The sequence below is a fragment of the Nocardioides jiangsuensis genome (assembly GCF_019679455.1).
GTDB classification, from domain to species: Bacteria; Actinomycetota; Actinomycetes; order Propionibacteriales; family Nocardioidaceae; genus Nocardioides_C; species Nocardioides_C jiangsuensis.
This window is the reverse complement of record NZ_JAIEZQ010000002.1, coordinates 897939-909302: the sequence shown is the minus strand read 5'-3', so window position 1 is coordinate 909302 and position 11364 is coordinate 897939. Positions and strand designations below refer to the sequence as shown.

The window sequence follows — 11364 nt, the reverse complement described above, 5'->3', positions numbered from 1 at the left end:
ACCGCGTCTCGGGATCCGGGCGCGTCCGGACCGGCTGGTCCGGACCGCCGCCGAGGAGGGGTCAGAGGAAGCTGCGCAGGTCGCCGAGCAGGGTGCCCGCACGCCAGGGCGGGCCCGGCTGCGGGTCCCACGCCGTCCCGGTGGTCACCAGCGTGTAGCCGGTGAGCGCCACCAGGGCGCCGACCGCGAGGATGCCGAGCCAGCCAAGCCACGGCCGGGCGGTGGTGCGCACGACCAGCTTCCGCACCGGCACGCGCAGCCGCTTGGAGCCCGGGCCCCACCACAGCGAGAACGCGAGCACGGCGCCCATGGTCAGCAGGCCGGAACGCATCGGCAGCCGGAAGAGCATGAAGCCCACCCCGACCATGAACGCGAGCGCCGACGACCAGAGCAGCAGCATCAGGGTGCCGCCGGTCGCCACGACGAGGTACCACGGCGCGGTCAGGACGGCGAGCGGCCCGTCGTACCACGTGGTGCCGCCGCGTCGCCACCGCCGGTCGCGGGTCGACTCCGACACCCAGGACAGCGTGCGCACCGCGAGCGCGCCCACGCCGAGCAGGACGACGGACACGTACGGCGCCGCCGCGAACAGCACCGCGACCAGCGCGAACAGGCCGAGCAGCAGGGTGCCCCGCTGGAACCGGGCCAGGCCACCCGGCGGTGGGCGCCACGGCTCCGGCGGCGCCTTCACCGGGACCTGCTGGGCCGGGTGCTGCATCGGCGGCCGGGGCTGGACCTGGGTCTGCGGCGGGGCCGGGGTCATGTACGGCGCCCGCGCCGGCTGGAGCACCGACGGCCCGGGGTGCGCGGTGGCCGGCGCCGGGGCGGCCGTGGTGTACGGCGTGGTCGGGTCCGCTCCCGCGGCCGTGGTGAGCGGCGTCGTGGGGTCGATGCCCGAGGTCGCGGTGAGCGGCGTCGTGGGGTCGATGCCCGAGGTCGCGGTGAGCGGCGTCGTGGGGTCGATGCCCGAGGTCGCGGTGAGCGGCGTCGTGGGGTCGATGCCCGAGGTCGGGCGCACGCCCACGGTCGGGGCGTCGTCGCCGAGCACCTCGGTGCCGTCCTCGTCCGGAGGCGAGGCGAGGGCGAACGGCATGGTCGGCTCGTCGACAGGCCCGCCGACGGGTCCCGCGGCGGCCGGGGCCGGCGGTCGCCCGCGCAGCGAGGAGAGCACGGCGGCCAGCTCGGGGCGGTCGGCGGCCTCGGGGGCCAGGCACCGCTCGACGTGCGGGAGCAGGTCCGCGGGCACGCCGGTGAGGTCGTGCTCCCCGCGCCGGACCCGGTCCATGATCGCCATCGCGGGGCCGCGGCCGAACGGCGGCCGCCCGGTCGCGGCGAACACCACGGTGGCGGCCCACGAGTGCGCGTCGGAGGCGGCGGTCGCGTCGTCGCCGTAGAGGATCTCGGGGGCGAGGTAGCCCGGGGTGCCGAGCAGCCAGCCGGTCGCGGTGAGCCGGGGGTCCTCGGCGAGGCGGGCCAGGCCGAAGTCGATCAGGACCGGCGAGCGGCCCTCGAGCAGGATGTTGGACGGCTTGATGTCCCGGTGCAGCACGCCGACGGAGTGGACCGCGATCACCGCCTCCGCGAGGCCGGCGGCGAACCAGCGGAGATCGCCGCCCTCGACCGGGCCCTCCTGCCGGATGTGCTCGTGCAGGGAGAGGCCGGGCACGTAGCGGGTGGCCACGAACGGCGTCTCGCCCCACGGGTCCGCGTCGACGATCTCGGCGACGCGCGGGCTGCGCACGCGCCGGAGGGAGGCGACCTCGCGGGCGAGCCGCTCGCGGGCCTCGTCGTCGCCGACGATGTGCGGGCGCAGGACCTTGAGGGCGACCCGGTCGCCGTCGGGGGCCTGCGCGAGGTGCACGACCCCCATGCCGCCCTCGCCGATCTTGGTCAGCAGCCGGTAGTCGCCGACCATGAGCCCCGGCTGGGGCGCGGCAGGCTGCTGGCTCGTCGTACTCACCGCACTACCGTAACCGAGCACCCCGGGCGTCCCGGGCCTGCCGTGGCGCGTCGCACGCACCCGGTCCGGACCGCTCCGACCCGGTTCGTGGCGCTCAGACGACCCGGTGCATCCAGCCGAAGGTGTCCTCCGCGCGGCCGTACTGGATGTCGACGAGGGCCTGCCGGATCTGCTGGGTCATCGGCCCGGTCTCCTCGCCGCGGCCGACCTCCCCACCGTTCCAGCGCAGGGTGCCCACCGGGGTGACCACGGCGGCGGTGCCGCAGGCGAACACCTCGGTGATCCGGCCGGAGGCGACGCCGTCGCGCCACTCGTCGATGGAGATCCGGCGCTCCTCGACCTTCGCGCCGAGCCGGCGGCAGAGCTCGAGGATCGAGGAGCGGGTGATGCCCTCGAGGATCGTGCCGGAGAGCTCGGGGGTGACGACGGTCCCGTCGTCGTGGACGAAGTAGAGGTTCATCCCGCCGAGCTCCTCGACCCACTTCCGGTCCACGGTGTCGAGGAAGGCGACCTGGTCGCAGCCGTGCTCGAGCGCCTCCTGCTGCGCGAGGAGCGAGCTGGCGTAGTTGCCGCCGGTCTTGGCCGCCCCCGTGCCCCCGACACCGGCGCGCGAGTAGTGCTCGCTGAGCCAGATCGACACCGGCTTCAGGCCCTTGGCGAAGTACGCGCCGGCGGGCGAGGCGATCACCATGAAGGTGACGTGCTTGGCCGGGCGCACCCCGAGGAACTTCTCGGAGGCGAACATGAACGGCCGCAGGTAGAGGCTCTTCTCCCCCGCCGCGTCGGGGACCCACTGCTCGTCCTCACGGACCAGCGCGTCGACCGCGGCCACGAAGTCGTGCACCGGCAGCTCGGGCAGCGCCAGCCGCCGCGCGGAGCGGATCATCCGCTGTGCGTTCTGCTCCGGGCGGAAGGTCCACACCGACCCGTCGTCGTGGCGATAGGCCTTCATCCCCTCGAAGATCTCCTGCGCGTAGTGCAGCACCGCGGTCGCCGGGTCCATCGAGATCGGGCCGTACTCCGTGACCCGGGCGTCGTGCCAGCCCTTGTCGGGGGTCCACTCGGCCACGTACATGTGGTCGGTGAAGTGCACGCCGAAGCCGGGGCTGGCGAGGATCTCGGCGAGCCGGTCGGGACTCACGGGGTGGGACGTCGGCTCGACGGTGATCTGCAGGGGGCTCTGCTGGGGGCTCTGCTGGGGCGCGCTTTCCATGGGGTGCACGGTACCGAACCTTTCGCGGGCGAGTGAGGGCTGAGGGCAGGCTCAGCCGGCTACTCGCGCCGCGATGGCGTCGCCGATCTCCGACGTACGCCGCGGGGCGCTGCCGCGCGCGGCGAGGTCCGCGACCACAGCGTCCTCGACCGTCCGGGCCGCGTCGTCGAGTCCGAGGTGCTCCAGCAGCAGCGCGACGGACAGGATCGCCGCCGTCGGGTCGGCCTTCTGCTGCCCGGCGATGTCGGGGGCCGAGCCGTGCACGGGCTCGAACATGCTCGGCGCCGTGCGGTCGGGGTTGACGTTCCCGCTCGCGGCGAGGCCGATGCCCCCGGTGATCGCGGCGGCGAGGTCGGTGAGGATGTCGCCGAACAGGTTGTCGGTGACGATCACGTCGAACCGGCCCGGGTCGGTGGTCAGGAAGATGGTGGCGGCGTCCACGTGCAGGTAGTCGACGGTGACGTCGGGGAACTCCCGGCCGACCTCGGTGACGAGCCGCGACCAGACCGCGCCGGCGTGGACGAGCACGTTGGTCTTGTGCACCAGGGTCAGCTTCTTGCGGGGACGCTTGGCGGCCCGGGCGAACGCGTCGCGGACCACGCGCTCCACCCCGAAGGCGGTGTTCACGCTGACCTCGGTGGCGATCTCGGCGGGGGTGCCGACGCGCAGCGCGCCGCCGTTGCCGACGTACGGACCCTCCGTCCCCTCGCGGACGACCACGAAGTCGACGTCGCCGGGGTCGGCGAGCGGCGACGTCGCACCGGGGAAGATCCGCGAGGGACGCAGGTTCACGTAGTGGTCGAGCTCGAAACGGAGACGCAGCAGGAGCCCGCGCTCGAGGATTCCCGGCGGCAGGTTCGGGTCACCCGGCCTGCCGCCGACCGCGCCCAGCAGGATGGCGTCGTGCCGGCGGATCTCGGCGAGCACCGAGTCGGGCAGCACCTCGCCGGTGGCGAGGTAGCGCTCGGCGCCGAGGTCGTAGCGGGTGGGCTCGAACTTCACGTCGGCCGGGGCCGCCTGCTCGAGGACCTTGAGCGCCTCGGCGGTGACCTCGGGACCGATGCCGTCGCCGGGGATCACGGCGAGCTTCAGGGACTGCGTCATGGGAGGCGACTCTAGTTGTCGTCGGGGCGCTGCCCCCCGTTGTCCCGCAGGTCGAGAGACGCCTGCAGGGCGGCCTCGTTCTCCGTGCTGTAGAGGTCGTGCCGGGCCGGGCCCCACTCGGGGTACATGTCGTACATGGCTTTGCTCCATCGAGGATCGGTGCGTCGCGACGGGCGACGCGGGTGTCTTTGTCGGGGGTGCTGCAGCAGATCGCACGGGGTTCCCGTGCCGGTGATCCTGAGGTGGATGCTCCGCTGCGAGCCGATGAGACGCGATCCTCGAGCGCGGGTCGCGCGACGCGAGGGGCTCTCTGACGAGAGTGCAGGTGATGCAGTACTTCGTACTACTCGCTGCGGAGGTTCTTCGTAGGGCCAGACATGCCGAACTCCGCGGCGAGGTGGCCTTACTTAAGAGGCCCCGCCACGGCGGCTGATAAGTACGAAGAAGCTCCGCATGATGCAAGCAAGAGTAACGGGAGACCGTCGGCGCTGTCCGGACGTTGTCCCACCCGTCCCACATCCTGGGACAGGAATCCAATCACTGGACGTTACCGACTGGTTTGAGAGACTGCTCGCATGAGCGCCCCTCCCGAGCTTCCCCCCGTCGTGTCCCGGGCGTTCGACGTCTCGCGCAAGAGCGGCTACGTCTCCTTCTGCCGCAACGAGACCGGCCGCCTGCTCGCCGCCCTCGCCGCGACCCGCACCGGGACGCTCGCGGAGTTCGGCACCGGCTGCGGCGTCGGCACGGCCTGGCTGCGCAGCGGCGTACGCGGCGACGCCACCATCCTCACCGCCGAGCTCGACCCCAAGCTGGCCAAGGCCGCCTCCGGGATCTTCGCCGACGACGACCAGGTCGAGGTGGTCTCCGCCGACTGGTCGACGCTGCTCGACCGGGGGCCGTTCTCCCTGCTCTTCCTCGACGCGCGGGAGCCGAAGACCAGCGGCGCCGACGCGATCGTCGACCTCGTCGAGCCCGGCGGCATCGTGGTGCTCGACGACTTCACGCCGTGCTCGTCCTGGCCGCCGATCTACGAGGGTCGCGTCGACGTGCTCCGGGAGCAGTGGCTGACCGACGAGCGGTTCACCACCGTCGAGGTGATGGTGGCCTCCGACGCCTCCGTGCTCATCGCCACCAAGCGCTGACCACCGGGCGCCACTCCGACGCGCACTCGCCGGGCCGAGCCGGGCCCGCCGGGCGTGGCCCGGGCCGTACGGCGCCGTTACTGCACGTCCGAGCGGTCGGCCGGCTCGAGGTCGACGATGAACCGCGGCAGCAGCAGCTGCACCAGCGGGCCGATCGCGAGCGCGTAGAGCACGGTCCCGGCACCGACCACGCCGCCGAGCAGCCACCCGACGGCGACCACGCTCACCTCGATCGACGTCCGCACCAGCCGCACGGACAGGCCGGTCCGGCGCACCAGCCCGGTCATCAGCCCGTCCCGCGGGCCGGGTCCGAACTGCGACCCGATGTAGAGCGCGGTGGCCAGCCCGTTCAGCGCCACTCCCCCGAGCAGCAGGCCCAGCCGTCCCGCGAACGCCTCCGGGGAGACGAGCACGGCCAGGGCGGCGTCGGTGGCCAGCCCGATCAGGACCGCGTTGGCGACGGTGCCGAGGCCGGGCATCTGCCGCAGCGGGATCCAGAGCAGGAGCACGGCGACGCCGGTCACGATCACCACGCCGCCGAAGCTCAGCGGGATCCCCGACGCCACCCCGTAGTGGAAGACGTCCCACGGGTCGAGGCCGAGGCCGCCGCGCACCATCATCGCCATCGAGACGCCGTAGAGCACGAGCCCGACCGCGAGCTGGGTCAGACGGCGGGTCAGCCGGCCGGCCCGGAGCTGGGCGAGCGGGGACAGCACGGCGAGCTGCGGCGCCGTACGCGGGATGCTGGTGATCGTGGTCGTGGTCATGCGCTCGATTCTTCGCGAGATTGGCCTGTTCATGAATAGCCAATTCTGCGAGAGTGGTCTGCATGGAACGCTCGATCTCCGCGGCGCGGGTGGCCACCCTGCTCGGCCCCGCGCTCGACCGCAGCCCGGCGTACGTCGGTCTCGCCGACGGCCTGCGGATGCTGATCTCCGACGGCCGGATCACGGTCGGCACCCGCCTGCCCAGCGAGCGCGAGCTCACCACCCGCCTCGGCGTCAGCCGCACCACGGTGACCCGCGCCTACGGTCGCCTCCGCGAGCGCGGCTACCTCGTCTCCCGCCAGGGCTCCGGCAGCCTCGCCCAGCTCCCCACGGCACGCGGCGGCCGGCAGGACCACCTGCTCAGCCCCGGCGACTTCCCCGAGGAGAGCATCGACCTCACCTGCGCCGCCTCCCCCGCTCCTCCGGGCGTGGCCGCCGCCTACGAGCGCGCCGTCGAGCAGCTCCCGTCGTTCCTGACCGGCACCGGGTACTACCCCTCCGGGCTGCCCGCCCTCCGGGAGGCGGTCGCCCGGCGGTACGACGAGCGCGGCCTGCCGACCTCCCCGGAGCAGATCGTGGTGACCTCGGGCGCCCTCTCCGCGATCGCGGTCGCCACCCGGGCGCTCGTCGGGGTGGGGGACCGGGTGCTCGTGGAGAGCCCGACCTACCCGAACGCGATCGCCACCCTGCGCCGCTCCGGCGCCCGCATCGCCGGGGTGGGGGTCGAGCCGACCGGCTGGGACGTCGACGGCATCCGGGCCGCGGTGCGCCAGGTCTCGCCGCGGCTGGCGTACCTGATCCCGGACTTCCACAACCCGACCGGGGCCCTGATGGACGACGAGCAGCGGGCCCGCGTCGCGCACGCCCTGGACCGTGGCCGATCGGTGGCGGTGGTCGACGAGACGCTGGCCGAGATGGCCGTCGACGACGTGACCATGCCGGCACCGTTCGGTGCGCACGCCTCGGACGCGGTGAGCGTCGGCAGCGCGAGCAAGGCGTACTGGGGCGGGCTGCGGATCGGCTGGCTGCGGGCCCCCGCCGACCGGGTCGGTGCCCTGGTCTCGGCCCGGCTCAGCCTGGACCTCGGCGCCCCGCTGCTCGAGCAGCTCGCGCTGACCGCGCTCCTGGAGCGGCACCAGGAGGTGACCGCGGCGCGGCGCGAGCAGGTGCGCACCTCCCGGGCAGCTCTGGTCGCGGCGCTGGCCGACCGGCTCCCCGACTGGCGGTTCACGCCGCCGCACGGCGGGCTGGCGCTGTGGTGCGAGCTGCCGGCGCCGCTCTCCTCCGCGCTCACCGCGGCCGCCGAGCGGCAGCACGTGCTGCTGGCGTCGGGGGCCAGCTTCGCCCCGGAGGGCGGGCTGGAGCGCTACCTCCGGCTGCCCTACACCCGCTCCCCCGAGGACCTGACCGAGGCGGTGGCCCGGCTCGCGGTGGCGTGGCAGGACGCGCAGCGCCACCGGACGACCCCCGGCCGCCGGGACCCGCTCGTCGCCTGACCACTCCCGCCGCAGGACTCCCCGGGACGCACGAACCCCGCCGGGTCCGCGACGCTGCGCGGTCCGGCGGGGTACGTGGTCAGTCCGCCTGGGGCTACTCGGTGAGGTCGACCGCGCGCACGGACTCGGCGTCCATGGCGGTCTTGATCTCCTCGAGGACGTCGGGCGCGATGGCCGAGTCCACGGACAGCGCGACGAGCGCGTGGCCGCCCTTGGTGTCGCGGGCGACCTGCATGCCGGCGATGTTCACGTCGGCCTGGCCGAGGATCTGGCCGACCGTGCCGACCATGCCGGGCCGGTCGCTGTAGCGGAAGAACGCGAGGTGCTCGGTGGGCTCGATGTCGAGCTCGTAGCCGTTGACCTCGACGAGGCGCTCACGCTGAGCGATGCCGACCAGGGTGCCGGAGACCGAGACCTGCGTGCCGTCAGACAGCGTGCCGCGCAGCGTGATCAGGTTGCGGTGGTCGGGGCTCTCCGCATCGGTGACCAGGCGTACGGCGACACCCCGCTCGGCCGCGAGCAGCGGCGCGTTGACGTAGGAGACCTGCTCCTCCACCACGTCGCCGAAGACGCCCTTGAGCGCCGCGAGCTCGAGCACCTTGACGTCGTACTGGGTGATCTCGCCGCGGACCTCCACGTCGAGCTGCTGGGCGATCTCGCCGGCGAGCGCGGTGAAGATCCGGCCGAGCTTCTCGGTGAGCGGGAGGCCGGGACGCACGTCCTCGGCGATCACGCCGCCCTGGACGTTGACCGCGTCGGGGACGAGCTCGCCCCCGAGGGCGAGGCGCACGGACTTCGCGACCGCGACACCGGCCTTCTCCTGCGCCTCGTCGGTGGAGGCACCGAGGTGCGGGGTGGCCACGACGTTCTCGAACTCGAACAGCGGGCTGTCGGTGCACGGCTCGGAGGCGAACACGTCGAGGCCGGCGGCGGCGACGCGTCCCTCCTTGACGGCGTTGTAGAGGGCCTGCTCGTCGACGATGCCACCGCGGGCGGCGTTGACCAGGACCAGGTTCGGCTTGACCTTCGCGAGCTGCTCCTCGCCGATGAGGCCGAGGGTCTCGGGGGTCTTCGGCAGGTGCACCGACATGAAGTCGGCCTGCTCGAGGAGCTCGTCGAGGGAGACCAGCCGCACGCCCATCTGGGCGGCCCGGCCGGCCTGCACGTACGGGTCGTAGGCGACGACCTTCATCCCGAAGGCGCTGAGCCGCTGCGCGACGAGCACGCCGATCCGGCCGAGGCCGACGATCCCGACGGTCTTCTCGTAGAGCTCGATGCCGGTGTACTTGCTGCGCTTCCACTCGCCGTTCTTCAGCGCGGCGTTGGCCGGCGCGACGTGGCGCGCGGCGGCCAGCATCAGCGCGACGGCGAGCTCGGCGGCGGAGACGATGTTCGAGGTCGGCGCGTTGACGACCATCACGCCGCTCTGGGTGGCGGCCTTGACGTCGACGTTGTCGAGCCCGACGCCGGCGCGGGCGATCACCTTCAGGCGACTCGCGGCGGCGAGCGCCTCGGCGTCCACCTTGGTCGCGCTGCGGACGAGGATCGCGTCGACGTCGGCGATGGCGGGCAGCAGCTCGGCGCGGTCGGCGCCGTTGCAGGTGCGGATCTCGAAGTCGGGTCCCAGCGCCTCGACGGTGGCGGGGCTGAGCTCTTCGGCGATGAGTACGACGGGCTTGCTCACGAGTTGTCCTCTGCGGTTGGTCGGCTTGTCCTGGCTTGGCTCTCGTCTCGCGAGAGCGGCCGTGCACGACGCTGTGCCCGAGGGCCGACTCTACCCGATCGACCCCAGCCGTCTCACATCCCCGACACGCCCCGTCGGGACTCCCGCGCGGCCTCGGCGACGAGGTCCGCGAGCAGAGGACGGTGGAAGCCCGGAGGCTCCCTCGACGGGTCGCCCAGACGCCGGACGACGTGGCAGGACGCCCCCCACGACGCGGTGTCGTGGGGGCGTCCGTCGCACCGGGCGTACGGCGTCGTGCGGCGTCGTTCGCGGCCGGGGGTCAGCGCGTGGCGGTGCCCTCGGTGTAGTCGGCGTCGTGCGACTTGACCCAGCTCATCAGCTTGCGCAGCTCACGGCCGGTGGTCTCGATCGGGTGCTGCTCGCCCTTGGCCCGCAGCGCCTTGAACTCCGGCGCGCCGGCGTCCTGGTCGTCGATGAAGCGCTGGGCGAAGGCGCCGTTCTGGATGTCGCCGAGGACGTCCTTCATCCGCTCCTTGACCGAGTCGTCGATGACCCGCGGGCCGGAGACGTAGTCGCCGTACTCCGCGGTGTCGGAGACCGACCAGCGCTGCTTGGCGATGCCGCCCTCGTACATGAGGTCGACGATCAGCTTCAGCTCGTGCAGGCACTCGAAGTAGGCGACCTCGGGCTGGTAGCCGGCCTCGGTGAGCACCTCGAAGCCCTTCATCACCAACTCGGAGACGCCACCGCACAGGACGGCCTGCTCGCCGAACAGGTCGGTCTCGGTCTCCTCGGTGAAGGTGGTCTTGATGCCGCCGGCACGCAGGCCGCCGATCGCCTTCGCGTAGGAGAGCGCGAGGTCCCAGGCCTTGCCGGTCGCGTCCTTCTCGACCGCGACGAGCACCGGGACACCGCGGCCCTCGGCGTACTCGCGGCGCACCAGGTGGCCGGGGCCCTTCGGCGCGACCATGGCCACGTCGACGCCCTCGGGCGCCTCGATGTACCCGAAGCGGATGTTGAAGCCGTGGCTGAAGAACAGCGCGTCGCCCTCGACGAGGTTGGGCTCGACGGCCTCCTTGTAGAGGTTCCGCTGCACGTGGTCGGGCGCGAGGATCATGATCAGGTCCGCCTCCTCGCACGCCTCGTACGGGGTGAGGACGCGCAGGCCCTCGGCCTCCGCCTTGGCCCGGCTGCTCGAGCCCTCGGGCAGGCCGACTCGCACGTCCACGCCGGAGTCGCGCAGGGACAGCGCGTGCGCGTGGCCCTGGCTGCCGTAACCGAGCACGGCCACGTTGCGGCCCTGGATCACGGACAGGTCGGCGTCATCGTCGTAGAACATCTCAGCCACTGTGAGGCTCTCCTTCTCTTTCATCTTCATACGGAGGTCTGGGGTGTACGGCGGCCCGCTGATCGCGCGAACCGGGGGTCAGGGGCGCCCGGCCCGCACGGCGAGGTCAGCCCGCCGCGGGCGGAACGGGGACCGGCACCGGACGGAGCGTCCGGTCGGTGATGGAGCGTCCGCCGCGCCCGATCGCCACCATGCCGGACTGGACGAGCTCGCGGACCCCGAAGGGCTCGAGCACCTTGAGGAAGGCGTCGAGCTTCTCGGCGTTGCCCGTGACCTCGATGGTGACCGCGTCGGTGGCCACGTCGACCACCTTCGCGCGGAACAGCTGCACGGTCTCGAGGACCTGGCCGCGGGTCTCCACGTCGGCGCGGACCTTGACCAGCAGCAGCTCACGGGTGACCGAGGCGGGGTAGTCGAGCTCGACGATCTTGATCACCTCGACCAGCTTGTTCAGCTGCTTGGTGACCTGCTCGAGCGGGGAGTCCTCGACGTTGACCACGATCGTCATCCGCGAGACCTCGGGGTGCTCGGTCGGCCCGACCGCGAGCGAGTCGATGTTGAAGCCGCGGCGGCTGAACAGGCCCGCGATCCGGGCCAGCACGCCGGGCTTGTTCTCGACCAGGACGGACAGGGTGTGCTTGCTCATCGGC

Annotated in this window: 10 protein-coding genes; 2 read left to right on the top strand and 8 right to left on the bottom strand. The window is 72.8% G+C overall.

The window, feature by feature from the left end:
• Positions 1-61: 61 nt before the first annotated feature.
• The 4 genes from K1X13_RS12885 to K1X13_RS19415 form a co-directional block, all read right to left on the bottom strand.
• Positions 62-1960, bottom strand: a complete 1899-nt coding sequence (locus K1X13_RS12885) for a serine/threonine-protein kinase (protein ID WP_221025434.1) — start codon at positions 1958-1960, stop codon at positions 62-64.
• A gap of 94 nt (positions 1961-2054) precedes the next feature.
• Complete coding sequence (locus tag K1X13_RS12880) at positions 2055-3173, bottom strand: branched-chain amino acid aminotransferase (protein ID WP_221025433.1); 1119 nt, start codon at positions 3171-3173, stop codon at positions 2055-2057.
• A 51-nt stretch (positions 3174-3224) separates the two neighbouring features.
• Positions 3225-4277, bottom strand: coding sequence for a 3-isopropylmalate dehydrogenase (locus K1X13_RS12875; RefSeq protein WP_221025432.1), 1053 nt, complete (start codon positions 4275-4277; stop codon positions 3225-3227).
• 11 nt (positions 4278-4288) lie between these two features.
• The gene (locus K1X13_RS19415) at positions 4289-4414 is read right to left on the bottom strand and encodes a hypothetical protein (RefSeq protein ID WP_264082302.1); all 126 of its coding nucleotides are present in this window, start codon (positions 4412-4414) and stop codon (positions 4289-4291) included.
• Between the two features lie 438 nt (positions 4415-4852).
• Here K1X13_RS19415 and K1X13_RS12870 point away from each other — a divergent pair, with 438 nt between their 5' ends.
• Positions 4853-5419 carry an O-methyltransferase gene (locus tag K1X13_RS12870; RefSeq protein ID WP_221025431.1) on the top strand — a complete coding sequence of 189 codons (567 nt, stop codon included), beginning with the start codon at positions 4853-4855 and terminating at the stop codon, positions 5417-5419.
• 77 nt (positions 5420-5496) lie between these two features.
• Here the strand turns inward: K1X13_RS12870 and yczE are convergent, their stop codons facing one another.
• Positions 5497-6186 (bottom strand): membrane protein YczE, encoded by a 690-nt coding sequence (gene yczE / locus K1X13_RS12865; RefSeq protein ID WP_221025430.1) that lies wholly within the window; start codon positions 6184-6186, stop codon positions 5497-5499.
• A 62-nt stretch (positions 6187-6248) separates the two neighbouring features.
• Here yczE and yczR point away from each other — a divergent pair, with 62 nt between their 5' ends.
• Positions 6249-7682, top strand: coding sequence for a MocR-like transcription factor YczR (gene yczR / locus K1X13_RS12860; RefSeq protein WP_221025429.1), 1434 nt, complete (start codon positions 6249-6251; stop codon positions 7680-7682).
• A 94-nt stretch (positions 7683-7776) separates the two neighbouring features.
• Here yczR and serA read toward each other — a convergent pair whose 3' ends face one another.
• From serA to ilvN, 3 genes are all read right to left on the bottom strand, one after another.
• Entirely contained in the window at positions 7777-9366 is a 1590-nt protein-coding gene (serA, locus tag K1X13_RS12855) for a phosphoglycerate dehydrogenase (RefSeq protein WP_221025428.1), read from the bottom strand.
• Positions 9367-9685: 319 nt separating this feature from the next.
• Positions 9686-10714: a ketol-acid reductoisomerase gene (gene ilvC / locus K1X13_RS12850; RefSeq protein ID WP_308249542.1), complete on the bottom strand. Its 1029-nt coding sequence runs from the start codon at positions 10712-10714 to the stop codon at positions 9686-9688.
• 106 nt (positions 10715-10820) lie between these two features.
• A complete protein-coding gene (gene ilvN / locus K1X13_RS12845) occupies positions 10821-11360 on the bottom strand; it encodes an acetolactate synthase small subunit (RefSeq protein ID WP_221025427.1) in 540 nt (179 codons plus the stop codon).
• Positions 11361-11364 lie beyond the last annotated feature (4 nt).

Coding starts and splice junctions, on each gene's coding strand:
- K1X13_RS12880 (WP_221025433.1), bottom strand. CDS start 3,173: ATGGAAAGCGCGCCCCAGCAGAGCCCCCAGCAGAGCCCCCTGCAGATC.
- K1X13_RS12875 (WP_221025432.1), bottom strand. CDS start 4,277: ATGACGCAGTCCCTGAAGCTCGCCGTGATCCCCGGCGACGGCATCGGT.
- K1X13_RS19415 (WP_264082302.1), bottom strand. CDS start 4,414: ATGTACGACATGTACCCCGAGTGGGGCCCGGCCCGGCACGACCTCTAC.
- K1X13_RS12870 (WP_221025431.1), top strand. CDS start 4,853: ATGAGCGCCCCTCCCGAGCTTCCCCCCGTCGTGTCCCGGGCGTTCGAC.
- yczE (WP_221025430.1), bottom strand. CDS start 6,186: ATGACCACGACCACGATCACCAGCATCCCGCGTACGGCGCCGCAGCTC.
- yczR (WP_221025429.1), top strand. CDS start 6,249: ATGGAACGCTCGATCTCCGCGGCGCGGGTGGCCACCCTGCTCGGCCCC.
- ilvN (WP_221025427.1), bottom strand. CDS start 11,360: ATGAGCAAGCACACCCTGTCCGTCCTGGTCGAGAACAAGCCCGGCGTG.